This window comes from Devosia sp. (assembly GCF_034675085.1).
Lineage (GTDB): Bacteria > Pseudomonadota > Alphaproteobacteria > Rhizobiales > Devosiaceae > Devosia.
Window position 1 is genome coordinate 1 of sequence record NZ_JAUCDN010000014.1, and the last position, 24,389, is coordinate 24,389.

Sequence of the window (24,389 nt, forward strand, 5' to 3'; positions counted from 1 at the left end):
ATGGCCTGGCTGAGAGGCAGATCGCTCATGAATACGCTCCGAAATCGAATCTAGACCATCTCACTGTTTAATAGAAACAGTGAGATGGTCTAAGTGTTTGTTTTATCGCGTTTCCGAACCGGAAAACCGGTACCCACTTTTCCTGGAAACGCGCTAAAAGGCCACTTCCCACCCTGAATCTGTGGGTCAACCCCGCTCAGGTGGGATAGGCGCGGCGGCGGTATTCGCTGGCCAGATACAGCATCACGGCGGCGAAGACCGCCCCGATCCCCATTTGCAGCCAGTCGAAACGCGCCAGCATGTCCGTGATGAAGCTCATTGGCTCGAAGTGCCGCTCGCCCTCCCAGATACCTTCGAGCACGTCGAGCGAAACCGGCATTTGCGAGCGATAATCGAGATAGGCCCAGGTGCGGGTGGAAAAGGGATGGGCTCCGCCCAGCGTCACCCATTCCAGCGCCGATACGATCGAGGGCAGCAGCACGGCGAGCGGAATGGCCCAGCGTCCCATGGCCGTGGCCATGGCCCCCACCAGCGCCATATAGGGCAGGTACCAGAGCAGGGCGCAGACCAGCACCACGAAAAACACCAGCGTCATCTGGGCATAGATAAGCGCGATATTGCCCAGAAGTGCGGCGCTGCCCAGCCCGGCCACCATGGTGGTGACATAGGCGACGCCGAACAGCAGCAGGATGCTGACCAGGGCGATGGCGAAAACACCGGCGGGCAGGACGGTAAGCGCTGCCGCCAGCTTGCTCAGCAGCACTTTGAGGTCGGAAACCGGCATGGATTTCCAGAACAGCATGGAATTGTTGCGCTTGTCGGCGGCAAAGCCGTCGGCGCAATAAAAGAACAGCACGAACCCCAGATAGACCAGCCAGCCCGAGGCGAGCGCGGCAAAGCCGGCTTCGAACACCCAGGTGGGGAAGACGGTGAGAAACTGACCCGACATGCGGCTGTCGAGCCGGTCGGCGCTGAAGGCGAGCAGGGTGAGCAGGAAGACGATGCCCACCAGAATGAGCGGTGCTATCAGGAACGCCCCGCGATGCTCGATGAATTCGCGGCGGATCAGGGCGAGAAAGGCCTTCATCGGGCGGGCTCCGGATTGGCGGTGGGCCGCTGCATCAGCGCCACGAAGAGATCGGATATGGTTGGGGTGGACACGCGCCCCAGAGGGCCGAGCCGGCCGGGCTCGACGCCATCGAAGATCATCACCGTCTGGCCAAAGCGGGTTTCCTCATAGGCTGGATGCAGGGCGCGCGCCGCGTCCGCCTTGTCCGCATCCTCGATGACGAGCTGGGTGAATTTCTCGCTCACTTTCTCCATCGGCATATGCAGGATCAGGCTGCCGTCGCGAATGAACATGATGTCGGTGAGCATGAATTCGATCTCGTCCACCTGATGGGTGGTGATGATCAGCGTGCGCTCGCCAGTCATGTAATCTTCGAGGAGCCGCTTGTAGAAGCGCTTGCGATAGGTGATGTCGAGGCCCAGTGTCGGCTCGTCCAAAACCAGCAGCCTGGCGTCGATCGCCATCACAACCGCCAGGTGCAATTGGGCCAGCATGCCCTTGGAGAGCGTCCTGATCTTCATTTCGGGGCGGATATCGGTGCCCTGGAGGAAGCTGGCCGCCTTCTCGGCGCTGAAATTGGGGTGAATGTCGCCAAGCATGGCGAACAGCTCGCGCGCGCGCAGGAAGCGCGGCAGGCTGGCCACGTCGGAGATGAAAGCGACGTCCTGCATCAGCCGGGCGCGGCTGGCGAAGGGGTCCTGACCCAGGACGCGGATCGAGCCCTGGTAGCTGGTGAGACCCAGCATGGCGTTGAGCGTGGTGGTCTTGCCTGCGCCATTATGGCCGATCAGCCCATAGATGCGGCCGGCGGGAATGTCGAAATCGAGCCCGTGCAGGATTTCCTTGCGGCCGAACCGCTTGCGCAGCCCGCGCGCCGACACGATGGCCAGGGAAGTCGGTTCGCTCATGAATCAGGTCCCGGTTGCGCGGTGGTGGGCGCAGAATAGGCCGGGCCGTGGAAAACGCCTAGCCCACCAGTGCCGGCGCGCCGCAGCGCACGCCATGGACCACCACGTCGGCTTCGCCCAGCGACAGGCCCGCCGTCCGCAATACCCCCATCAGCGCCTGGTCGAGCGTGGGGGCGAGGGGCGAGAGGATGGTGCCCAGCAATTGCCCGAGGCTGGACAGGTTGAGCCCCAGCCCGAGAATGGGCGCGTGGAGCTTGAGATTGTCGAAGAGCGATTTGGTGAGCCCCGACGCCGGGGTGGTGAGGCGGGCGGTGCGCACCGTCTTGCCGGCAATGTCGGCGGATGAAAAATCCAGTGCGATGGGCTGGGTCTGGGCCAGCTCGACCAGCGAGGAGCCGAAGACCTGCAGAATGGTGAGACCGAGCAGCTTCACCTCCACCAGCCTGGCCGGATCGAGCCTGGGGCTGGCGCCGAAATCGGCAAGGGCGGGGTCGCCCAGTTCCCCGATCATCAGCCGCAGGGCGCCGGGCCGCACCAGAATGCGGGCCGTGCCGCGCTCGGCGCCGGCGCCGGGACAGGTGGCGGCGCCCACCATGGCTTCGGCATGGGCGGCTTCGAGATAAAGCGGCAGGCGGATGGTTTCGCCCAGCAATGCGCCCTTGCCGCCGATGCCGGCCACCAGCCGCAGCCGCGCCTGCGCCGTGCGCACCACCGCTCCCGCCTCGCCGATGCGCAGCCAGCCTCCGCCCTGGGGCGGCTCTCCCACCACCAGGTCGGCATCGAGGCTGAGGAAGCCGGGGAATTCCGCGCCGAGCGGCAGGTGCAGCATATGCTGGCCATCGCCCAGCGTGGCGCTGGCGGCCAGCAGGTCGAGCGCCGAGACGGTGGTGAAAAGCCCCTGCGCGCCGGCGCTGCCAATGTCCAGCTCGCCCAGCTTTCCCGCCGCGATCAGCCGGTTGAGCGCCACTGTGTCCTTGCCGAGCTGGTTGATGAGTTTTTGCAGCACCAGGCGCTGGGCGGCATTGCCCAGCGTCGAGAGGGCGCGGGCCAGCTGGCCGCGATCGGCGCGCAGCGCCAGCAACTGGTCATAGGTGCCGGCGGTGACGCCCAGCTCGCCGGCCAGGGCGTCGAGAAAGGCGAACATGTCGACCTCCAGCCCCGCCAGCGCGCGATAATCGAGCAGGGTCAGGTTGACCTTGCTGCCCAGAAGCTGGTTGAGCGCGAGATTGGCGATACCGTCCTTGAGCGCGGCAAGGCGGGAGCCCAGCGTGAAGGCCACTTCCGGGGTGACGCTGGCCACGGCGCGTGCGCCCAGCAGCGGCGGCTCGGCCCAGCCATCGGCGAAATGCAGCCTGCCCTTCTGCTCGAAGCGCACGGCAACGGCGTTGAAGGGCGTGCGGCCGGGGGTGAAGCGCGCCGAGGCGTCCAGCGCCGGGTCGGGATCGTAGCGGCCCGCCTGCACCACCAGGCCGGTCTGCACGCCCGGCGCCAGCAGGCCCGCTTCCACCAGGGCGGACTGGGCCAGCGCCTGGGCGCGCTGGGGATTGCGGGCGGCGGTCAGCGCCGCCAGGTCCACGGCGCTCTGGATGACGCGCCGCTCGTGATAGAGCGCGGCGGCGTCGATGGCCACGGCCGAGACCAGCGCGGAGATGGCGAAACCCATGGCAAAGAGCACCGCCATATTGGCCCGGCAATCGCGCCAGAACCCGCTCATATCCCGCCCCGCCTGATGGTGGAGGTGAAGCTGATATCGCGCGAGGGCAGGGGCAGGGGCGGATAGAGATTCCAGATCGGCAGGTCGGCCGCGTCATAGGTCAGGGTCACGCGGTAATGGTCGGCATCGCCCGGCTTGTCGCCGATGCGGGCATCCAGCCGGTCGCGCCGGATCAGCGCGTAGCTTTCGGCATTGGCGTCGAGAAAGGCGTCGACCAGACGGTCGCGCTCGGTTTCGTCCAGCCCGGCAATGGCGGTGCGGGCTGCGTCGGCGGCCAGTTGCTGGAGGGAGTGGGCGGCGCCGAAATAAATGCCATAGGCCAGCATGCCGGTGAGCATCAGCAGGAAGACCGGCGCCAGAATGGCGAATTCGATCGCCGAGGTGCCGCTCGCGTCCCGGCCCCAGATGAAAAAGGCCGGCTTGGAAAAAGCAGGCATGTCCGTCCTCCTTTTCTTGTCTTCATCCTGGCCCGGCAATGGCCTCCGTTCCCTCAACCGGGGCATCGGGATCGCTGCGCAGGACGATGCGCAGATATGCGAACAGGGTTCGCCCTTTCTTCCGCGCCCCCAGAAGGCTAGAAGCGGGCATGGCCCGCTCCTTTCTTTTCGCGCAAGACCAAGGCGATGCCGCCACCACGCGGTTGATCGCCGCCGCGGCGCAGGCCACCGGCTTCATGAAGGGCGAGCCGGGCGCGACCCGCCCGGGCTGGTATCGCGCGGGGGGCGAGAATGGCGCGGTCCTGGCCGAGTTGCATGCAGCGCTGGCTGCGACCTATCCGGCTGCGGGGCCGGCCTTCTACGCCGTCCGGCTCTGGACCAATCTCATCTGGCAGCCGGCCTATCTGGCCGTGATCGCTGCGCATCTGCACGGCGCCATGCCGGATTTTTCCGGCTTCAGCCAGCACAGGCGCGGCGTTTATATCGACGGTTACCGGCTGGTTCCGGGGACGCAGACAAAGGGTTCGCTCGAATCCCTGATCGCCGATGGCGCAAGGCAATTATCGGCGCTCACCACGGCCATGCTCGAGGAGGTCAATGCCGAGGCGCGGCTGCGGCCCCTGCCGGCGCGACGGCTTCTGGCCGACCGCATGCTCAGCCTGATGGTGTGGCTGGGCCAGCGCCGGCGCGATCTGCCCATAGAAGTCATTCAGGGCTTTTCCGCCCTCTGGCTCGAGGGGCTGGGGCTCACCGGGCAGGGCGATTTGCAGGTGGTCGAGGCGGAAGGGGGGCGACGTCTGCTCATCGTGCGCCGCAAGGGCTGCTGCCTTGACTATCGCATCACGCCCGACCGGCTCTGCGCCAGCTGCCCAAAACAGGACGATGGGTTGCGCGTGGCGCGCCAGACCGCCAATGCCCTGGCCGAATTCTAGATCATTTCACCGTTTAGTAGAAACGCTAAAATGATCTAAGCCTTTGTTTTATCGCGTTTCCGAACCGCAAAACCGGTATCCACTTTTCCTGGAAACGCTCCAGCTAGTCGAAATCCTCGTCCGGATAGACACCCCACAGCTCTTCCTGGCGCAGAAAGCCCGAATAGGTGCCGGAGCGCTGGTGCTCATCCTTGCCCGAGGCGCTCACCTCGCACCATTCCCCGTCGCATTGCTTGATGGTGACCTTGAAGCCGGAGGGGAGCCGGGCGCGCAGGCCCGCCTCGTCCGACTTGCCGGCGCGCAGGGCGATCTCGCCATTGCCCACCAGGGCGGTGGCATAGCCCATGCGGGTGCCGGTGAGCAGGTTCTGGTGAATCCAGCCCTCATCACCGTCGACATCGCGGATTTTGCGCCAGGTGTCGAATTCCTGGATGATTTCCACGGGAATCCCGGCCTGCATATAGGTCCAGGCGATATCGTATTTCTGCCCCGGCCCGACGCGCACATTGATCGGCTCCGAGCGCGTGCTGGCAAAGCGGGGCAAGGGCAGGCCGCTGGGATTGGCGGATTGGGCGAAGGCCGGCGCGACAAAGCCGGCCAGCAGCACCAGCACCAGAAGCAACAGCGTTTTGCGTGCGGCGCCGGCTAATGGGCGCGAAGTGTCGTCAAACATGACTTTGCAGATCAATTGGAATTATTCTATCACTAGCCAACGATCCTTAATGGGCGCTGAAGGCGCGGGTTCTTCCCGCACTGCCCCCCGACCCGGGAACTCATGGTCAGCCATAAACCCAATATCCTCGTCACCAGGCGCCTGCCCGACAGCATCGAGGCGCGCATGGCGACGCTGTTCGAAACCCATGTCAACGAGGCCGACGCGGCCCTGACCGGCGACGACATCATCGCCGGGCTCGAGGGCATGGATGTGCTCGTGTCCACCATCACCGACCGGATCGACGCCGATCTGATCGCCCGGCTGCCGGCCAGCGTGCGGCTCATCGCCCAGTTCGGCAATGGGGTGGACAATATCGACATCGAGGCGGCCTGGGCCGCCGGGCTCACCGTCACCAACACGCCCAGCGTGCTCACCGAGGATACGGCCGACATGGCCGTGGTGCTGATGCTGGCGCTGCCCCGGCGGCTGGTGGAAGGCACGCAGATGCTGCTGCGCGACCGCGCCTGGGCCGGCTGGTCGCCCACCTCCATGCTGGGGCGGCGGCTGCGCGGCAAGGCGCTGGGCATTGTCGGCATGGGCCGCATCGGCACGGCGGTGGCGCAGCGGGCCCGCGCCTTCGGGCTCAATATCCATTATTTTTCGCGCAACCGCCGCCCGCCGGGCGTGGAAGAGCCGCTCGAGGCCACCTATTGGCCCGACCTGGATGCGATGCTGGAGGCGGTGGACATTGTCTCGCTGCACACCCCCTATACCCGCGAAACCTTCCAGCTGCTCTCGGCCGAGCGGCTGGCGCGGATGAAAAGCGGCAGCTTCGTGGTCAATGTCAGCCGCTCGGAGCTGATCGATGAAGCCGCGCTGGTCGATGCCATCGAGCGCGGCCACCTGGCCGGGGCGGCGCTCGACGTCTTCGACAATCGCCAGGGCATCGATCCGCGCCTTCTGGCGCTGGACGAGGTCAACAGGGTGGTGCTGACCGGCCATATGGCCTCGGCGACGCTGGAGGCGCGCATAGAGATGGGCGAGACGGTGATCGTCAATATCCGTGCTTTCATGGATGGCCACCAGCCGCCCCACCGCGTCCTGCCCGAGGGCGCGCGGGGGCCGGCGCCGCTGCGCGCCTGAGGTGGCCCCGTCTCTGGCCGATTGACGCGGAAGCGGCGAGCGCCTAATTCCCTCCCATGAAGAAAGACAACAAGCCCACCGGCCCCAGCCAGCGCATGCTGCGCGTCGGCGAACTGGTTCGCCACGCCCTGGCCGCCATGTTCGCGCGCGGCGAGATCGAGGACGACGCCCTGCGCGGGGCGGTCGTCACCGTGCCCGAAGTGCGCATGACCGCCGATCTGAAGATCGCCAATGTCTATGTGATGCCGCTGGGCGGCAGTCATGCCGAGGAGATCGTCGCCGCGCTCAACCGGCACCGCAAATTCATCCGCGGGCAGGTGGCGCCGCAGCTCAACCTCAAATTCGCGCCCGAAATCCGTTTCTTCGTCGACGATACCTTCGAGGAAGCCGGCCGGATCGATGCCTTGCTGCGCTCCGACCGGGTCCAGCGCGATCTCAGCGACGAAGACGACGACGCGTGAGCCAACCCAAACGCCCCAAGCGCGCCATTTCCGGCTGGGTGGTGCTGGACAAGCCCTATGACATGACCTCCACCCAGGCGGTGGGCAAGGTGCGCTGGCTGTTCGGCGCCGCCAAGGCCGGCCATGCCGGCACGCTCGATCCGCTGGCCACTGGTATCCTGCCCATTGCGCTGGGCGAGGCCACCAAGGCGGTGCCGCAGGTGCAGGATGGCACCAAGATCTATCGCTTCGCCATCGTCTGGGGCAGCGCCACCACCACCGACGACGCCGAGGGCGCAGTGGTGGCCACCTCCGATATCCGCCCCGACCGCGCGGCGCTGCTGGCCGTTCTGCCCGGCTTCACCGGCACCATCCTGCAACGCCCGCCCATCTATTCGGCGCTCAAGGTCGATGGTGAGCGCGCCTATGATCTGGCCCGGGCCGGCGAGGCGGTGGAACTGACGCCGCGTCCCATCGAGGTCGACGCCATCACCCTTGTCGAACACGATGCCGAACGCTCGGTGCTGGAGGTGAGCTGTGGCAAGGGCACCTATGTGCGCTCGCTGGCCCGCGATATCGCCGAGGCGCTGGGCACGCGCGGCCATGTCGGCATGCTGCACCGGGCGGCGGTGGGGCCCTTCCATGACGGGGACGCGGTGAGTTTGGAGCAGTTGGAGGCGGCGCTCGATCGCGACGTCCTGCTCAAGCCGGTGGCGGCGGGGCTGGCCGGCCTGCCCGAAATCCGGCTCGATCCGGCCCAGGCCGGGGCGGTGCGCCATGGCAATCCGGTGCTGCTCACCGGGGCCGGCGCGCCGGTGGAAATGGACGAGTGCTGGGCCAGCTTCAAGGGGGCGGCGCTGGCCACCGGCTGGGTGGAGTTCGGCCAGTTCCGGCCGCGCCGGGTGTTCAACTGAAATGGAAAAAAGGCGGAGCCGGGGCTCCGCCTTTTCTCTTTCAGCGCATGAAGAAAATAATGATGAGAATGAGCCAGATCGGCACGCCGAGCAGCCAAAGGCCGAGAGCACGAAACATGAGCGTCTCCTTTCAGGGTGTTGGCCGGCCGGCTCAGAAGCGGCGGAAGGCGTTGGGGAAGGCGATATTGTTGTCGCGGTGATTGCCGCCCATCTGCGCCGCCCAATAGGCGCCGATGGCTGAGATCAGCAGCGAGGCGGCGAGCAGGAAGGCGCCGATAATGCCACCATTGCGGGCCAGCCGTGCGGTTTCGGCCGCTTCAGCCCGTGCCGTGGCCATGGCCTGGTCCACCTGGTCCACCCGTGCGATGGCGGCGTCGGGGGCGAGCCCGGTGCGGGCCGTCACCAGCGTAGCCAGATAGGCCCGGTCCTCGGGGGAGACGGTGCCCTCGCCCAGCGCGGCGCGGGCAAGGATGCGGCTGGCTTCGTCGCGGGCGGGGCCGGCATCCACCGGCGGCTCGGCGCGGAACAGGGTGTCGACGAAATAGGCATTGGGGTCGGCGATCTCGTCGGCGGCGCTGGCCGCCGCACTGGCGGCGGTGCCGGCGGCATTGACCGCCGCGCCCACCCCGCTCACCGCGATGACAGCGCCCAGGATCGCCGCGCCGGCCCAGACCAGCAAGCCGTGGGCGCCGTCGCGCAGGTCGCTTTCATCCTCGCTGGCGTCGTAATTGCGCCGGCGCAGCCGCCCGGTCAGATAGCCCCCGGCCATGAAGCTCGATACCTCAACCCAGAGGAACCAGCTGGCGGCGAGAATGCCGATGACGATGGGATTGGCCGGCTTGCCATAGCCGAAATCGATGAAATTGAGGCCCAGCGCCGAGCCGAAGCTGATCAGCACCAGCGAGATGGCGGTGGCCAGCACGATGCCGGCGATGAAGGCGGGCCAATCGACATAGGACGAGCGCTCGCCGGTGCCCGGCTCGATGATGGCGACGTCGGTGGTTTCAAGAAGGGTCATGGCTGTGCTCCTGTCCCCGCCCGCTCAACGCAGGCCGAAAAAGGAGAGCACCGCCATGACGACGACCACCAGGCCAACCAGATAGATGATGGAATTCATGTTCTTGACCCTCTTCGGAATGGAACCGGTAATGGGTCATCAACAGTTCTTGCCGCGGTTTCGTTCCGGGCCGGAAAGATGAAGGGGCGGGAATCTGCTTCCCGCCCCTTCCTTCAATCGCTCTGGTAACGGCCTATTTCAGCGCGTCGGTCACCACGGTGGTATAGGCGCCGCTGGGCTCGGCCTTGATGATGCCCTGGTCGAGCAGGGCCTTCACCGTGCGCTCATAGGTGGCCATGTCCAGCGCCGGATCGAACGGATCGACCAGCTTGGAGACTTCGCCCACCATGTAGAATTGCAGGTCATAGGTGGCCCCGCCGGTCTCGTCGGAATCCACCACGATCTGGGCGGCTTCCTCGGGATTGTCCATGGCGTATTGCCAGCCCTTCATCGAGGCCTTCACGAAGCGGGTATAGGCATCCACCTTGGCCGGGTCCTTGAGGCTGTCCTCGAGCACGTAGAGGCCGTCCTCGAGCAGGTCGTTGCCCATCTCGGTATAGTTGAAGATGGTGAGGTTATCCGGGGTGTAGCCGGCTTCGAGGGCCTGGCCGAACTCGTTATAGGTCATCACGGAGATGCAGTCGGCCTGGCCCTGGATCATGGGCTGCACGTCGAAGCTCTGCTGGAGCACGTTGACGCCGCCGGCCGAACCGTCGGTGGGGATGCCTTCCTTGTTCATCCAGGCGAAGAACGGATATTCATTGCCGAAGAACCAGACGCCCAGCGTATGGCCGGGGAAATCGGCCACGGTCTTGATGCCGGTTTCCAACGGGCAGATCATCATCAGGCCCGAGCGCTTGTAGGGCTGGGCGATGTTGACCAGCGGCACGCCGCTTTCGCGCGCCGCCATGCCGGCGGCCATCCAGGTGACGATGACGTCGGCGCCGCCGCCGGCGATCACCTGTTCGGGGGCGATGTTGGGGCCGCCGGGCAGGATGGTCACATCGAGGTTTTCCTCGTCATAAAAGCCCTTGGCCTCGGCGACGAGATAGCCGGCAAACTGGGCCTGGGTGACCCATTTGAGCTGCAATGTCAGTGCGTCCGCCGCCATTGCTCCCGAGGCTGCGGTCAGCGCCAGGGCGCCGGCCAGAATACCGGTCAGATATTTCTTCATCACGACAAGTTCCTCCCTTTACGTCCGTCCACCACGGACCGACGGATGCCAGAAGGTGACGCCTCTTTCTATGAGGGCGATCACCCCGTAAAAGACAGAGCCCGCGACGGCTGCCACCGCAATCTCTGCCCAGACCAGGTCGATGGCAAGACGCCCGACCCCGGTCGAAATCCGGAATCCCATCCCCACGATGGGCGTCCCGAAAAATTCCGCCACGATCGCCCCGATCAAGGCCAGAGTGGAATTGATCTTGAGGGCGTTGAAGATGAACGGCCCCGCGGCGGGGAGCCTGAGCTTGAACAGGGTCTGCCAATAGCCCGCCGCATAGGTGCGCATCAGGTCGCGCTCGATGGAGCTGGTGGCGTTGAGCCCGGCCACGGTGTTGACCAGCATGGGGAAGAAGGTCATGGCCACCACCACGGCGGCCTTGGACTGCCAGTCGAAGCCGAACCACATCACCATGATCGGGGCGATGCCGATGATAGGCAGGGCCGACATGAAATTGCCGATGGGCATCAGCCCCGCCTTGAGAAAGGGCGAACGGTCGACCAGGATGGCGACGAAAAGTCCGGCGAGGCACCCGATGGCATAGCCGGGCAGCACCGACTTGACGAAGGTCTGGACGAAATCGTCCTGGAGGATGGAGAGCGAGGCCACCAGCCGCGCCCCGATGGCCGAGGGCGGCGGCAGCAGCACCGGCGGCACGGCGGCGCCGCGGGTGACGATTTCCCAGACGGTGAGCAGCGCCAGCCCGAACATCACCGGGATGAGCAGGGCCGGGCCCGTGCCCTGCACGCGCCCCTGCCGCATGGCGGCGGAGAGTTCGTCGACGAAGAGCCAGGCAAAGGCCCAGGCGGCGAACAGCGCCAGCCAGAAATGGCCGGGCATGGTGCCGCTGGCCGGCAGCGAGGCGATCAGCGCCGCCGCGCCCAGGATGCATAGCGCCCCGTCGATCCACAGGCTCACGGGCAAGGCGAAGCGGAAAAGGGTCAGCGCTCCCAGGGCGAGGAACAGCGTTACCAGCGGAGCCTCCCCGCTTTGGGCCAGCCCCAGCCCGAGTCCGGCCAGCGCCAGCCCCGCGCCCAGGATGGCGAGGGCGGCTTGCAGCTTTGAAAGCGGGCGCGGGGTCATGCCATCTCTCCCATGCGCCGGTTGATGCCGCGCTCGGCCGCGCCCACGATCATCACCAGCACGGCGGCCAGCGCCGCGGCGAAGAACAGCGCCGCCCAGATCTGGATGGTTTGCCCATAGATCGAGCCGTTGAGCAGGCGTACGCCCAGCCCGCCGCCCGCGACATTGGAGAGTTCGGCCACCACCGCCCCGATCAGCGAGATGGCGATGCCCACTTTCATCGAGGCGAACAGGATGGGCATGGACGCGGGCCAGCGCAGTTTCCAGAACACCTGCCAGGGATTGGCGTCATAGGTGCGCATCAGGTCGAGCTGGATGGATTCGGGTGAGCGCAGGCCCTTGACCATGCCCACCACCACCGGGAAAAAGCTGAGATACATCGAGGTCAGCGCCTTGGGGATGAGGCCGGTGAGCCCCACCGCGCCCAGCCCCACCACCACCATAGGCGCCACCGCCAGGATGGGAATGGTCTGGCTGGCGATGATCCAGGGCATCAGCGAACGGTCGGCGGCGTCGTTATGGGTGATGAAGACCGCCAGGGCGATGCCCAGCACGGTGCCGAGGCCGAAGCCCAGCAGCGTCGTCGAAAGGGTGATCCAGGCGTGATAGACCAGCGAGCGCTTGTTGGTGGGCTCGATGCCGAAGCTGGCGCTCAGCACCTCCGCCACCACCTGGTGGGGGGCGGGCAGGATCGGCTTGTCCTGGGCCCAGGTCTGGGCGACGAATTCGCTGAAGGGAATTTCACCGAGCCCGGCGCGCAGATTAGCCCGCTCCTGGGCGGGGGCGTTCATGAAGATGGCAGCGCCATACCAGAAGACCAGCAGCGCCAGCACGATGGTGAGGATGGGCAGCACCCGGCCGAAATAGTCCGCCATCACGCATCTTCCTCATAGGAATGGCTGGCGCGCAGCCCGTCGCGCACCCGCGCGGCGATGGCGAGGAATTCCGGGCTTTCGCGGATGTCGAGCGGGCGCTCGCGCGGCAGGGTGCTCTCGATGATGTCGGTCACCCGGCCGGGGCGCGGCGACATCACCACGATCTTGGTGGACAGATACACCGCCTCGGGAATGGAATGGGTGACGAAGCAGATGGTTTTCTGCGTGCGTTCCCAGAGCTTGAGCAACTCGGAATTGAGGTGGTCGCGCACGATCTCGTCCAGCGCCCCGAAGGGCTCGTCCATCAAAAGCAGGTCGGCGTCGAAGGAGAGGGCGCGGGCGATGGAGGCGCGCTGCTGCATGCCGCCGGAAAGCTGCCAGGGATATTTCTTCTCGAAGCCCGAAAGGTTGACCAGGTCCAGCGTGCGCTTGATGCGCTCGGCCTGCTCGGCGGCCGAATAGCCCATGATTTCGAGCGGCAGGGCGACGTTCTTTTCGATGCTGCGCCAGGGATAGAGCGCGGCGGCCTGGAACACATAGCCATAGGCGCGGGCCCGGCGGGCTTCCTCGGCGCTTTGCCCGTTGACGGTCAGCGTGCCCGAGGTGGGCTTTTGCAGGTCGGCTATGGTGCGCAGGAAAGTGGTCTTGCCACAGCCCGAAGGGCCGATAAAGGAAACGAATTCCCCCTTTTCGATGACCAGGTTCACATCGCTCAGCGCGACCAGATCGCCGTCATTGGTCTTGAAGGTCAGCCCCAGATGCTCGGCGTGGACCACCGGGGCGTGCGGGCTCCCGTTGATGCCGTTCGGGGTATTGGATGTCGTTACGGACAAAAGCGTCGGCCTTTCTCAGTCATTCTGCGGCCGGAGACAGAAGGGCGTCGAGCCCGCTCCCCCCGGTTGCGCTTGCCTTGGGCAAGTCTCTTATTGGTTTGTGCAAGACCCATGCCGTTTCGGAAACTGCGGGAACTGCTGTCCCGCTGGCTTCCGCTCCTCCCGGCATGTGCCTGTTTGTTAGGCACGGTGCCGGCAACTAGACCCCAGTTGCCGGAATTCCAGAGCGCTCGACCTTGCGCGGCGCCACGATTTCCTTCCACTGGCTGAGGGCGCGGTTCACAGGGTTTTTTGCCTCGCGGGCGACGAACTTGCCATGACCGGGCTCGGCCCGGACCTCGCTTTCGACCACCGAGACCTTGCCGCGGCTCAACACATAGCGCGGCATGCCGGTCACCTCGAACCCCTCGAACACATTGTAGTCGATGACCGATTGCTGCCCCTTGGCCGAGATGGTCTTCTTGCGGGCCGGGTCCCAGACGATCAGGTCGGCATCGGCGCCCACCATCACCGCGCCCTTTTTCGGATAGAGGTTGAGGATCTTGGCGATATTGGTCGAGCTCACGGCGACGAATTCATTCGGCGTCAGCCGCCCGGTATTGACCCCGGCGGTCCAGAGCACCGGCAGGCGGTCCTCCAGCCCCCCCGTGCCATTGGGGATCTTGGCGAAATTGCCGAGGCCGTTGCGCTTCTGCTCGGTGGTGAAGGCGCAATGGTCGGTGGCGACGCAAGAGAGCGAGCCCGATTGCAGCCCGGCCCAGAGCGAATCCTGATGCGCCTTGGAGCGGAAGGGCGGCGACATCACCCGGCGGGCGGCATGGTCCCAGTCGGGGTTGAAATATTCGCTCTCGTCCAGCGTCAGGTGCTGGATCAGCGGCTCGCCATAGACGCGCATGCCCTTCTGGCGGGCGCGACGGATGGCCTCGTGGCTCTGCTCGCAAGACACATGGACGACATAGAGCGGCACGCCGGCCATGTCGGCCAGCATGATGGCGCGGTTGGTGGCCTCGCCCTCCACCTCGGGCGGGCGCGAATAGGCATGGCCCTCCGGCCCGTCATTGCCCTCGGCCAGGAGCTTGGCGGTCATGGCGGCGACCACGTCGCCGTTTTCGGCATGGACGAGCGGCAGGGCGCCCAGTTCGGCGCAGCGCTGGAAAGACGCGAACATTTCGTCGTCATTGACCATCAGCGAGCCCTTATAGGCCATGAAATGCTTGAAGCTGGTGATGCCGCGATCCACCACCTCGGCCATTTCTTTCCACACCTGCTCGCCCCACCAGGTGATGGCCATGTGGAAGGAATAGTCGGCCGAGGCCTTCCCGGTCTTGTTGTCCCACATCTGGAGCGCCTCGAGTAGGCTCTGGTCGGGATTGGGCAGGCAGAAATCCACCACCATGGTGGTGCCGCCGGCCAGCCCCGCACGGGTGCCGCTTTCGAAATCGTCGGCCGAATAGGTGCCCATGAAGGGCATTTCCAGATGGGTGTGCGGATCGATGCCGCCGGGCATGACATAGCAGCCGGTGGCGTCCAGCACCTCGTCGCCGGACAGGTTCTGCCCGATCTCGACGATGACGCCCCCTTCGATCTTCACATCCCCCTTGTAGGACAGATCGGCGGTGACGATCGTGCCGTTCCTGATGACTTTACTCATGGCTCACTCCCTATCTCTTCCTTCGGCCCGGCGTTTCCTCCTCGAAGCATCCGGGCCGGTCTATTTTTGGCTCGCTACTCCACCATCTCCGCCGTTTCCAGCACGGCGTGGAACAGCACGTCGGCGCCGGCGCTGGCCCATTCGCGCGAGATGTCCTCGGCCTCATTATGGCTGAGCCCATCGACGCAGGGGCACATGATCATGGTGGCGGGGGCCATCTTGGCGGCCCAGCAGGCGTCGTGTCCGGCGCCCGAAATGATGTTCATATGGCTGTAGCCGAGCTTTTCGGCGGCGGCGCGCACCCGGCCCACCAGCGTCGGATCGAAGGTGACGGGATCGAAATGGCCCACCGCCTCCACCGCGCAGCCCACGCCCAGCCCGGCGGCGATTTCTGCGGCGCGCGCCTCGATGGTTGCGCGCATGGTGTCGAGCTTGTGCTGGTCCGGGGTGCGGATATCGACGGTGAACACCACCGTGCCGGGCAGCACATTGCGCGAATTGGGGGAGAATTTGACCTGCCCCACCCCGCCCACGGCGCCGGGCTGGTTGGCCATGGCCACCTCCTGCACCATTTCCAGGATCCGTGCCATGGCCAGGCCCGCATTGACGCGCATGGCCATCGGCGTCGAGCCGGTATGGGCCTCCTTGCCGGTGAGGGTGAATTCGAGCCACCACAGGCCCTGGCAATGGGTGACGACGCCGATCTGCTTGTCCTCGGCCTCCAGGATCGGCCCCTGCTCGATGTGATATTCGAAATAGGCGTGCATCTTGCGCGCGCCCACCTCTTCGCCGCCCACCCAGCCGATGCGCTTGAGTTCGTCCCCGAAGCTTTTGCCCTCCATGTCGGTGCGGCCATAGGCATAATCGAGGCTGTGCGCGCCGGCAAAGACGCCCGAGGCCATCATGGCCGGGGCGAAGCGGGCCCCTTCCTCATTGGTCCAGTTGGTGACGACGATGGGGTGGCGGGTCCTGATGTTGAGATCGTTGAGCGTGCGCACCACTTCGAGGCCGGAGAGCACCCCGAGCACGCCGTCATATTTGCCGCCGGTGGGTTGGGTGTCCAGATGGGAGCCGACATAGACCGGCAGCGCCCCGGGATCGGTGCCGGGGCGGGTCATGAACATGGTGCCCATCTTGTCGACGCCCATGGAGAGCCCGGCCTCTTCGCACCAGCGCTGGAACAGCTCGCGCCCTTGCTTGTCGGCATCGGTCAGGGTCTGGCGATTATTGCCGCCGGCAATGCCCGGGCCGATCCGGGCCATGTCCATCAGGCTCTCCCAGAGCCGGTCGCCATTGATGCGCATGTTTTCGCCGGAAAGGGTCATGGGATGCACTTCTCGTTCAGGTGGCAAGAAAAAACCCCGCCCTCGCCGTGAGGCGAAGGGCAGGGCAGGGAGGATGGGATGGAAGCGGGAATGCCCCGCTTCCCCCGGAGGGGAGCAGAGAAGGTCAGCGGGAGGAGAAGGGCGCTGACCATGGGCTCTACTTCACGCTGGGAAAGCTGAATTCGGCGCCGCCCTTGATGCCGGCGGGCCAGCGGGTGGTGACGGTCTTGAGCCGCGTATAGAAGTGGATGCCTTCGGTGCCGTAAATGCCGTGGCTGCCGAACAGGCTCCGCTTCCAGCCGCCGAAGGAGTGATAGGCCACCGGCACCGGGATCGGCACGTTGATACCCACCATGCCCACCTCGATCCTGTCGGCGAATTCGCGCGCCGCATCGCCGTCGCGGGTGAAGATGGCGGTGCCATTGGCATATTCATGCCCATGGATGAGGTCCACCGCGTCCTGGAAGCTGTCCTTGCGCACCACCGAGAGCACGGGGCCGAAGATCTCTTCCTTGTAGATGGTCATGTCGGGAGTGACGTCGTCGAACAGCGTGCCCCCGACATAATAGCCGTTCTCATAGCCCTGCAATTTGAAGCCGCGGCCGTCCACCACCAGCCTGGCGCCTTCCTCGACGCCCTTGTCGATATAGCCCACGATCTTGTCGCGGTGCATCTTGGTCACCACCGGGCCCATTTCGGCGTCGCGGTCGGTGGAGGGGCCGATCTTGAGCGCCTCGACGCGCGGCTTGAGCTTTTCGATCAGCGCGTCGGCGGTCTGCTTGCCCACCGGCACGGCGACGGAAACGGCCATGCAGCGCTCGCCGGCCGAGCCATAGCCGGCGCCCATCAGCGCGTCGGCGGCCTGGTCGAGATCGGCGTCGGGCATGATGATCATGTGGTTCTTGGCCCCGCCCAGGGCCTGCACGCGCTTACCGGCCTTGGTGCCGCGCTGATAGACATATTCGGCGATGGGGGTGGAGCCCACGAAGCTCACCGCCTTGATGTCGGGATGGTCGAGAATGCCGTCCACCATCTCCTTGTCGCCATGCACGATATTGAGAATGCCCTCGGGAAGCCCGGCCTCCATGATGAGGTTCCAGGCCAGCATGGGGGCGGAGGGGTCGCGCTCGGAGGGCTTGAGGATGAAGGCATTGCCGCAGGCGATGGCCGCCGGGTACATCCACATCGGCACCATGGCCGGGAAGTTGAACGGGGTGATGCCGGCCACCACGCCCAGCGGCTGGCGGTCCGAATAGGTGTCGATTCCCGGCCCGGCATTGCGGGAGAATTCGCCCTTGAGCAGATGGGGAATGCCGCAGGCGAAATCGACGCAGTCGATGCCGCGCGCCACTTCCCCCAGCGCATCGTCATGCACCTTGCCGTGCTCGCGCGAGATTTCGCGGGCGAGGTCGTCGGCATATTGATCGAGCAGCGCCTTGAACTTGAACAGCACGCGTGCCCGCTTCATCGGCGGGGTATGGCCCCAGGCCACCTGCGCCTTCTTGGCCGAGGCGACGGCGGCGTTGAGCTCGTCCATGGTCGAGAGCGGCAATTCGGCCGAGACTTCCCCCGTCGCCGGGTTGAACACCGGCACCCGGCGGCCCGAGGAGACGTAGCGCTTGCCGGCAACGGCGTTTTCGATGATCGTCATTATTCGATGCTCCTCAGGGCGGTGCGCACCGCGTCGATCAGTTCGGCGATCTGGCTTTCCGAGATGATCAGGGGCGGGGAAAGCGCGATGATGTCGCCGGTGGTGCGGATGAGATAGCCGGCCTCGTAGGCCTTGAGGAAGGCCGAGAAGGCGCGTTTGGTCGGGGCTCCGGCGATGGGTTCGAGCTCGATGGCGCCCACCAGTCCGATATTGCGGATATCGATGACATGGGGCTCGCCCTTGAGCGAATGCAGGGCGTCTTCCCAGGTTTTGGCCAGCTCGGCGCCGCGCGTCAGCAGGCCTTCTTCCCGATAGGTTTCCAGCGTCGCCAGCCCGGCGGCGGCGGCGATCGGATTGCCCGAATAGGTGTAGCCGTGGAAAAATTCGATCAAATGCTCCGGCCCGGTCATGAAGGCATCGTGGATTTCGGAGGACACCAGCACCGCGCCCATGGGGATGACGCCATTGGTGAGGCCCTTGGCCGTGACCATGATGTCGGGCACGACGCCGAAATAATCGGCCCCGAAGGGGGTGCCCAGCCGTCCATAGCCGGTGATGACCTCGTCGAAGATCAACAGGATGCCGTGCTTCCTGGTGATTTCGCGCAGGCGCTTGAGATAATCGGGCGGGGGAATGAGCACGCCGGTGGAGCCGGCCACCGGCTCGACGATCACCGCGGCGATAGTGGAGGCGTCATGCAGGGTGACGATGCGCTCCAGCTCGTCGGCCAATTCCACGCCATGCGCGGGCAGGCCGCGCGAATAGGCGTTCTTGGAGAGGTTATGGGTATGGGGCAGATGGTCGACGCCGGTCAGCAGCGTGCCGAACATCTTGCGGTTGGAGACGATGCCGCCCACCGAGATGCCGCCGAAATTGACGCCGTGATAGCCGCGCTCGCGCCCGATCAGGCGGAAGCGGCTCCCCTCGCCTTTGGCGCGGTGGTAGGCGATGGCGGTCTTGAGCGCGGTTTCAACCGATTCCGAGCCGGAATTGGTGAACATCACATGGTTGAGCCCCTCGGGGGCGATGTCGGCGATGCGGTTGGCCAGCTCGAATGCCTTGGGGTGGCCCATCTGGAAGGCGGGGGCGTAGTCGAGCTCGGCGGCCTGGCGGGCGATGGCCTCGACGATCCGGGGGCGGGCATGGCCGGCATTGACGCACCACAGTCCCGCCGTGCCGTCCATTACCTGGCGGCCCTCGGAAGTGGTGTAATGCATGTCCTTGGCCGCCACGAACATGCGCGGGCTTTTCTTGAACTGGCGGTTTGCCGTGAACGGCATCCAGAACGCACTGAGATCGTTCGGCACCACGCTACTGGAATTGGACACTTTACCCTCGCTCCCCGAATAAGTGCATGCTGGTTTTGTTTTTGGGTCTTGACGTGGAAAGCCGAACCCAAGAAATTTTGACCAGTTGGAAAAATGTTAGCACTCCCAAACTTTCTCGCAAGGCGAAAATGCCGCCCAACAAAGTGAAAAGTGCCGAGCCTGCCGTTTTGCCCGTTCGCCCGCGTCGTTCGGGCGGGCGTCTGGCCGCGGCCGGAGCGGGAAAATCCCGGCCGCTGACGCGCATCCAGCGCGAGAAGCAGGACATGATCCTGGAGGCGGCGCTGGAAGTTTTCTCCATGCATGGCTTTCGCGGCGCCACCATCGATCAGATCGCCGAGGTGGCCGGCATGAGCAAGCCGAACCTGCTCTATTATTTCCCCCGCAAGGAGGAGATCCATAGGCGGCTGATCTCGGCGCTTCTGCACACCTGGCTGGCGCCGCTCAAGGAAATGGACGAGCGGGGCGATCCCATCCCCGAAATCCGCTCCTATATCCGGCGCAAGCTGGAGATGGCGCGCGACTATCCGCGCGAAAGCCGGCTGTTTGCCAATGAGATGCTGCAGGGCGCGCCGCGCATCATCGAGATGATCGAGGTCGATCTGCGCAATCTGGTCGATGAAAAGGCCCAGGTGCTGCTGGCCTGGATGGAGGAGGGCAAGCTGGCCCATGCCGATCCCTATCACCTGATCTTCTCGATCTGGGCGACCACGCAGCATTATGCCGATTTCGACGTGCAGGTGCGCGCCGTGCTGGGGCCGGACCGCAATGGCGAGGGGCGCTTCGAGGACGCCGCCCGCTATCTCGAACATCTGTTCATGCACGGCCTGGCGCCGCGCGGCGCCAGGGCGGCGGGCTGAGCTATCCCGCCGCGCCGATCACCATCAGCAATCCGCCCGTCAGCGTGCAGTTGACGAGAAAGAGATAGAGATGCAGCCCGCGCTCGGCGCGGGGAAACATCAGCGGATTGTGGAACAGCGCCGTGGCCAGGACCAGAAAGGCGATAAGCGCCAGCGCCCCCCAGACGGTGGCGATATCGGCAACCAGCAGCGCCCCGCCCACTAATTGCAGGGCGAAGCCGGCCAGCACGAGCGGGGTGGGCAGGTCGAACCCGTAATTGGTCTTGGCGGGGGTGCGCTTTTTCAGCCCGGCGAAATTGCGCCCGGCGGCGATGAGAAAGAAAAGGCCGAAGATAATGCGGCCCGCGGCCGCCAGTGCGAAATCGAGTTCCATCGCGCTCCCCCTTGCGGCTCCTTGCTATCTGATTGCCGCACGGCGGTGAAGCGCCACAATCGCGTCACAATTTCGTCTTTTCGCCCGTTCCGGCCCGGCGATTTTCCCTAGGAACCGCCAAAAACCTCGCTTTTGCGGCCCTTTCGGCGGAACCGTGGCCGATGGGCCACACTGCGCAAGCTGAATCCATAATTTCTGCCTCAGCGCCGCTTCGAATCCGCCAGAGGGCCGAATCACGGATTCATTTCCTCCATATCGGCGCGCTTCGCCGGCCAAGGGGCGGAAACCGGCGCAAACTTCCTGCGGCAAATGCGCAACACCCCGCCCGCCGGGGGCCGTTAACGCTAAATCGGGCATATTCCGGCCGCGTGCCGCTTTTAGTCAGCGCTCCATCAAAAATTGATGTGAGTTCCAAGTTTGACGCATAAAGCCGTAAAAGCCGCCGCGATTGCCGTCGCATTCCTCTCCCTGTCCAGCGCGGCCTTCGCCCAATGCGGCGGCGCCTCCTGGTATGGTCCGGGCTTCAATGGGAAGCGGGCCGCCTCGGGCGAGGTCTTCAATGAAAACGCCATGACGGCGGCGCACCGTTCCCTGCCTTTCGGCACCAAGGTCACCGTGACCGACCAGCGCACGGGCCAGCAGGTGCAGGTGACGATCAATGATCGTGGGCCCTTCCACAAGGGGCGCATCATCGATCTGAGCAAGGCGGCCGCCACCGCGCTGGGCTTCCGCAATCGCGGCACCACCTCGGTGTGTCTGGCTCAGGGCTGAGCCCGGTTTTTTCCTCTCTATCGGCAGGGCCGCTTTTCCCTTTGGCGGAAAGCGGCCCTTGATTTATCCTTCCGCCTAAATCGTTTTCATCCCCCTATTTCCCCCGGCGCGCTTTTAGAATAGCCTCGGCCGAACCTTGCTTGAGTCAGCCTGAAATGAAGTTCGGAATCGACCTGCCGCCCCAGATCAAGGTCTTCGGGGCGTTTTTCATTTATTCGTTCTGCATGGGGAGCCTGTTCCCCCGCCTGCCCGATATCCAGCGCGCCATGGATGTGGGCGAGGGGGCGCTGGGCCTGTCGCTGATCGGCTCGGCCCTGGGCACGCTGATCTCGCTGACCTTTGCGGGGCGGCTGGTGGAAAAAGTGGGTTATCGCCGCGTGCTGCTGGTGGCCATTCCACTGCTTTCGGCGCTTTACGCGCTGGCCAGCTGGGCCAGCGGGCCGCTCTATTTCTTCCTGCTGCTGGTGCCGGTGGGCCTGACCATCGGGGCCATCGAAATCATCATCAATATCGAGGCCGACCGGGTCGAGCACGCCATTGGAAGGCGCATCATGAGCCGGGCCCATGCCTTTTGGAGCCTGGGCTTTTTCTGCGCCGGCATGGTCGGGGCCTTCATCGCCCAGGCCGGCATGCCAGTGCATTGGCACCTGATGATGATGATTCCGCTCGTCCTCGCCGCCACGCTGCTGGTCCTGGGGCGCTTCGAGCCGGCGCCGCACCGGGCCGGCTCCAGCACCGAGGAAACCCCGCGCCTGGCCCGGCCCACCCTCACCATCATGATGCTGGTGGGCGTGTGTCTTTCGGCCATGCTGATGGAAGGGGCGGGCATCGACTGGTCGGCCATCTATATGCGCAACATCTTCGACGCCGAGCCCTTCTGGGCCGGGTTCGCGGTGGCGGTGGTGGCCGGCTCGCAGGCCGTGGCGCGCTTTTTCGCCGACGGCTTTGTCGACCGCTTCAGCCCCGTCGCGGTGGCGCGCGCCCTGCTCGCCATTCTGGGCGTGGGCGTCGTCATCGTCTTTGCCGCGCCCTCGGCCTGGGCGGCCTATCTGGGCTTCGCCATGATCGGGGTCGGCTCCAGCGCGCTCTTCCCGCTGGCCATGTCCGCCGCCGCCCAGCAGACCGACCGGCCCGCCGCCATCAATGTGGCGGCGCTGGCGCAGTTCTCCTTCACCGCCTTCCTCCTCGGCCCGCCGCTTCTGGGCTATGTGGCCGAGCATTACGGCATCCAGTGGACCTTCGGGGTCGGCCTGCCGCTGGTGGCGCTGGGCTTTGCTACCGTCAATGCGCTCTCGCCGCGTCCGCGTACCCGGGCGGTGACGCCGTGATCGCGCCCCAGCACCGCATCTATGCCTGCTTTTTCCTTTTCGCCCTCACCACCGGCGCGCTGATGGCGCGCCTGCCCGACATCCAGACCCATCTGGGCGTCACCGAGGGGCAATTGGGCCTCACCATGATCGGCATGTCCATCGGCTCGCTGATTTCGCTCACCTTCGGGGCCGGCGTCATCGAGAAGCTGGGGCCGCGTCCCACCGCCTTTTTCACCGTCATGGGGCCGGCCATCCTTTTCGCCCTTATTCCCTGGCTGCCCACGGCGCCGGCGATGTTCGGCCTGCTGTTCGTCGTCGGTCTGCTCTCGGGGGCGCTGGAGATCAATCTCAACGTCCAGATCGACCGGCTGGAGGCCGCCTCGGGCAAGCGCTACATGAACCGCGCCCATGGCTTCTGGAGCCTGGGGTTCTTCATCACCGCCCTGTTCGGCGCCATGATCCGCCAGTCCGGGCTCAGTGCCGGCTGGCATCTGGGGCTGCTCGCGGTATTGGTCGTGGCCGTGGCCTGGATCATGCTGGCCCATATGGTGCCGGCGCCGCTCAAGGCCGGCGGGGAGGCCAAGGCGGGCCATTCCATCGCCTTTCCCCATTGGGGCCTGCTGCCGCTCTGCCTCATCGGCTTTGCCGCCTTCCTGGTCGAGGGTGCGGGGATCGACTGGTCGGCCATCTATATGCGCAACGTCTTTGCCAGCGAGCCTTTCGTGGGTGGCATGGGGCTGACGCTCTTCGCCTTCTTCATGGCGGCGATGCGCCTCACCGCCGATCCGGTGGTGGCGCGTTTCGGGCCGCGCAACGTGGCCATGGTTCTGCTCACCCTGGCCAGCCTGGGGGCGCTGATGGTGGGGCTGGCCCCGCTGCCCGAGGTGGCGCTGGCGGGCTTCGCGCTGATGGGGGCGGGCTGTTCGGCGGTCTATCCGCTGGCCGTCTCGGCCGCCGCCCAGCGCACCGACCGCCCGGCGGCGGTCAATGTCGCGGCGCTGGGGCAGGTGAGCTTCGTGGTCTTCTTCCTCGCCCCGCCTCTGCTCGGCTTCGTTGCCGAGCATCTGGGCATCCGCAATTCCTATCTGGTCTGCCTGCCGCTGCTGCTGGCCGGGCTCTGGGCCTCCAGCTTCGCGCTGGGCCCGCGTTCCCGCGCGGAAAGCACGGCGGAGGCGGGGGCCTGAGCATGGCCGAGCTGCCGCCCATCGTCGATCTGCGCCAGTCGGCCACGGCGCTGCGGGTGCAGCGCGGGGTGATGCGCATGTTGCGCGAACGGCACGACATGGCCTGCTATGCCGAGGTGCCGCTGGCCAATGGAAGGCGGGCCGACGTTTTGGCGGTGGGGCCCAGGGGCGAGATCTGGATCATCGAGATCAAGTCGAGCCTCATCGATTTCCAGGTCGATCGCAAATGGCCCGAATATCGGGAATTTTCCGACCGCTTCTTTTTCGCCAAGCCGCCCGAGCTCGATGCCGGCATTTTCCCCGAAAGCGAGGGGCTGATCGTGGCCGACGGCCATGACGGGGCCATTCTGCGCGACAGCCCCGATACGCCCCTGGCCCCGGCGCGGCGCAAGACGCTGCTGCTCAAGCTCGCCCGGCTGGGCGCGGACCGTATCCACGCGCTGATGGACCCCGGCCCGCGCTGATCTTCCTATTCGTCGAAAGCCGGGCTTTCCACCGGGGTGATGGGGGTGGGCAGGTGTGGCGGAGTGGGCGGTGCGCCCAGCGCGTCGAGTTCCTTTTGCAGCGCCTGCATGATGGCGAGCTTTGCTTCGGGCGGGCTCTCCTGCAGGCGCTGGCTGAGGCGGATGGTGAAATCGGAAAAGGCGTTGTGCCAGT

General features: G+C 65.5%; 26 protein-coding genes. 9 read left to right on the forward strand and 17 right to left on the reverse strand.

The annotated features are described in order from the left end of the window. Positions 1-196 precede the first annotated feature (196 nt). The 5 genes from VDP82_RS02005 to VDP82_RS02025 are packed head-to-tail and all read right to left on the reverse strand — an operon-like array spanning position 197 to position 4,279. Complete coding sequence (locus tag VDP82_RS02005) at positions 197-1,087, reverse strand: hypothetical protein (protein WP_323013162.1); 891 nt, start codon at positions 1,085-1,087, stop codon at positions 197-199. Further along, positions 1,084-1,977: an ABC transporter ATP-binding protein gene (locus tag VDP82_RS02010; protein WP_323013163.1), complete on the reverse strand. Its 894-nt coding sequence runs from the start codon at positions 1,975-1,977 to the stop codon at positions 1,084-1,086. Before VDP82_RS02010 ends, VDP82_RS02005 begins: the two co-directional genes overlap by 4 nt. A gap of 58 nt (positions 1,978-2,035) precedes the next feature. After that, positions 2,036-3,691 carry a TadG family pilus assembly protein gene (locus VDP82_RS02015; RefSeq protein ID WP_323013164.1) on the reverse strand — a complete coding sequence of 552 codons (1,656 nt, stop codon included), beginning with the start codon at positions 3,689-3,691 and terminating at the stop codon, positions 2,036-2,038. Further along, entirely contained in the window at positions 3,688-4,128 is a 441-nt protein-coding gene (locus VDP82_RS02020; protein WP_323013165.1) for a TadE/TadG family type IV pilus assembly protein, read from the reverse strand. The genes VDP82_RS02015 and VDP82_RS02020 overlap by 4 nt, the downstream gene beginning before the upstream one ends. Positions 4,129-4,150: 22 nt before the next feature. Continuing rightward, the gene (locus VDP82_RS02025) at positions 4,151-4,279 is read right to left on the reverse strand and encodes a hypothetical protein (protein ID WP_323013166.1); all 129 of its coding nucleotides are present in this window, start codon (positions 4,277-4,279) and stop codon (positions 4,151-4,153) included. On the opposite strand from VDP82_RS02025, the gene VDP82_RS02030 reads away from it, so the two are divergent. After that, on the forward strand, positions 4,278-5,060 hold the full coding sequence (locus VDP82_RS02030) for a siderophore ferric iron reductase (RefSeq protein WP_323013167.1): 783 nt from the start codon (positions 4,278-4,280) through the stop codon (positions 5,058-5,060). The two genes, VDP82_RS02025 and VDP82_RS02030, sit on opposite strands and share 2 nt — an antisense overlap. A gap of 103 nt (positions 5,061-5,163) precedes the next feature. Here VDP82_RS02030 and VDP82_RS02035 read toward each other — a convergent pair whose 3' ends face one another. Continuing rightward, a complete protein-coding gene (locus VDP82_RS02035) occupies positions 5,164-5,733 on the reverse strand; it encodes an SH3 domain-containing protein (RefSeq protein ID WP_323013168.1) in 570 nt (189 codons plus the stop codon). A gap of 102 nt (positions 5,734-5,835) precedes the next feature. On the opposite strand from VDP82_RS02035, the gene VDP82_RS02040 reads away from it, so the two are divergent. The 3 genes from VDP82_RS02040 to truB are packed head-to-tail and all read left to right on the forward strand — an operon-like array spanning position 5,836 to position 8,212. Further along, positions 5,836-6,858: a D-glycerate dehydrogenase gene (locus VDP82_RS02040; protein ID WP_323013169.1), complete on the forward strand. Its 1,023-nt coding sequence runs from the start codon at positions 5,836-5,838 to the stop codon at positions 6,856-6,858. 56 nt (positions 6,859-6,914) lie between these two features. Further along, positions 6,915-7,319 (forward strand): 30S ribosome-binding factor RbfA, encoded by a 405-nt coding sequence (gene rbfA / locus VDP82_RS02045; protein WP_323013170.1) that lies wholly within the window; start codon positions 6,915-6,917, stop codon positions 7,317-7,319. Continuing rightward, positions 7,316-8,212 (forward strand): tRNA pseudouridine(55) synthase TruB, encoded by an 897-nt coding sequence (gene truB / locus VDP82_RS02050; RefSeq protein WP_323013171.1) that lies wholly within the window; start codon positions 7,316-7,318, stop codon positions 8,210-8,212. Before rbfA ends, truB begins: the two co-directional genes overlap by 4 nt. 151 nt (positions 8,213-8,363) lie before the next feature. Here the strand turns inward: truB and VDP82_RS02055 are convergent, their stop codons facing one another. The 9 genes from VDP82_RS02055 to VDP82_RS02095 all read right to left on the reverse strand — a co-directional run bounded on the left by VDP82_RS02055 (position 8,364) and on the right by VDP82_RS02095 (position 19,189). Beyond that, positions 8,364-9,230 carry a hypothetical protein gene (locus VDP82_RS02055; RefSeq protein ID WP_323013172.1) on the reverse strand — a complete coding sequence of 289 codons (867 nt, stop codon included), beginning with the start codon at positions 9,228-9,230 and terminating at the stop codon, positions 8,364-8,366. Positions 9,231-9,462: 232 nt separating this feature from the next. Further along, positions 9,463-10,443: an ABC transporter substrate-binding protein gene (locus VDP82_RS02060; RefSeq protein WP_323013185.1), complete on the reverse strand. Its 981-nt coding sequence runs from the start codon at positions 10,441-10,443 to the stop codon at positions 9,463-9,465. A gap of 18 nt (positions 10,444-10,461) precedes the next feature. Beyond that, the gene (locus VDP82_RS02065; RefSeq protein WP_323013173.1) at positions 10,462-11,574 is read right to left on the reverse strand and encodes an ABC transporter permease; all 1,113 of its coding nucleotides are present in this window, start codon (positions 11,572-11,574) and stop codon (positions 10,462-10,464) included. Beyond that, entirely contained in the window at positions 11,571-12,449 is an 879-nt protein-coding gene (locus tag VDP82_RS02070) for an ABC transporter permease (RefSeq protein WP_323013174.1), read from the reverse strand. Before VDP82_RS02070 ends, VDP82_RS02065 begins: the two co-directional genes overlap by 4 nt. Then, positions 12,449-13,282: an ABC transporter ATP-binding protein gene (locus VDP82_RS02075; RefSeq protein WP_416347063.1), complete on the reverse strand. Its 834-nt coding sequence runs from the start codon at positions 13,280-13,282 to the stop codon at positions 12,449-12,451. The genes VDP82_RS02070 and VDP82_RS02075 overlap by 1 nt, the downstream gene beginning before the upstream one ends. Before the next feature lie 199 nt (positions 13,283-13,481). Beyond that, positions 13,482-14,933, reverse strand: coding sequence for a dihydropyrimidinase (gene hydA / locus VDP82_RS02080; protein ID WP_323013175.1), 1,452 nt, complete (start codon positions 14,931-14,933; stop codon positions 13,482-13,484). 74 nt (positions 14,934-15,007) lie between these two features. Beyond that, the gene (locus VDP82_RS02085) at positions 15,008-16,258 is read right to left on the reverse strand and encodes a Zn-dependent hydrolase (RefSeq protein ID WP_323013176.1); all 1,251 of its coding nucleotides are present in this window, start codon (positions 16,256-16,258) and stop codon (positions 15,008-15,010) included. A gap of 157 nt (positions 16,259-16,415) precedes the next feature. Continuing rightward, on the reverse strand, positions 16,416-17,909 hold the full coding sequence (locus VDP82_RS02090; protein WP_323013177.1) for a CoA-acylating methylmalonate-semialdehyde dehydrogenase: 1,494 nt from the start codon (positions 17,907-17,909) through the stop codon (positions 16,416-16,418). Next, complete coding sequence (locus VDP82_RS02095; protein ID WP_416347064.1) at positions 17,909-19,189, reverse strand: aspartate aminotransferase family protein; 1,281 nt, start codon at positions 19,187-19,189, stop codon at positions 17,909-17,911. Before VDP82_RS02095 ends, VDP82_RS02090 begins: the two co-directional genes overlap by 1 nt. 311 nt (positions 19,190-19,500) lie before the next feature. Here VDP82_RS02095 and VDP82_RS02100 point away from each other — a divergent pair, with 311 nt between their 5' ends. After that, the gene (locus VDP82_RS02100) at positions 19,501-20,094 is read left to right on the forward strand and encodes a TetR family transcriptional regulator C-terminal domain-containing protein (protein WP_323013187.1); all 594 of its coding nucleotides are present in this window, start codon (positions 19,501-19,503) and stop codon (positions 20,092-20,094) included. 1 nt (position 20,095) lies between these two features. On the opposite strand, the gene VDP82_RS02105 is transcribed toward VDP82_RS02100, so the two are convergent. After that, positions 20,096-20,467: a DoxX family membrane protein gene (locus tag VDP82_RS02105; protein ID WP_323013179.1), complete on the reverse strand. Its 372-nt coding sequence runs from the start codon at positions 20,465-20,467 to the stop codon at positions 20,096-20,098. 417 nt (positions 20,468-20,884) lie between these two features. On the opposite strand from VDP82_RS02105, the gene VDP82_RS02110 reads away from it, so the two are divergent. From VDP82_RS02110 to VDP82_RS02125, 4 genes are all read left to right on the forward strand, one after another. Beyond that, the gene (locus VDP82_RS02110; RefSeq protein WP_323013180.1) at positions 20,885-21,238 is read left to right on the forward strand and encodes a septal ring lytic transglycosylase RlpA family protein; all 354 of its coding nucleotides are present in this window, start codon (positions 20,885-20,887) and stop codon (positions 21,236-21,238) included. Positions 21,239-21,393: 155 nt separating this feature from the next. Continuing rightward, the gene (locus tag VDP82_RS02115; RefSeq protein WP_323013181.1) at positions 21,394-22,566 is read left to right on the forward strand and encodes an MFS transporter; all 1,173 of its coding nucleotides are present in this window, start codon (positions 21,394-21,396) and stop codon (positions 22,564-22,566) included. Next, positions 22,563-23,732, forward strand: a complete 1,170-nt coding sequence (locus VDP82_RS02120) for an MFS transporter (protein ID WP_323013182.1) — start codon at positions 22,563-22,565, stop codon at positions 23,730-23,732. The genes VDP82_RS02115 and VDP82_RS02120 overlap by 4 nt, the downstream gene beginning before the upstream one ends. A gap of 2 nt (positions 23,733-23,734) precedes the next feature. Next, positions 23,735-24,196, forward strand: coding sequence for an MmcB family DNA repair protein (locus VDP82_RS02125; protein ID WP_323013183.1), 462 nt, complete (start codon positions 23,735-23,737; stop codon positions 24,194-24,196). Between the two features lie 5 nt (positions 24,197-24,201). Here the strand turns inward: VDP82_RS02125 and VDP82_RS02130 are convergent. Continuing rightward, positions 24,202-24,389: hypothetical protein (locus VDP82_RS02130; protein ID WP_323013184.1), on the reverse strand; the 188-nt coding region annotated here is incomplete at its 5' end.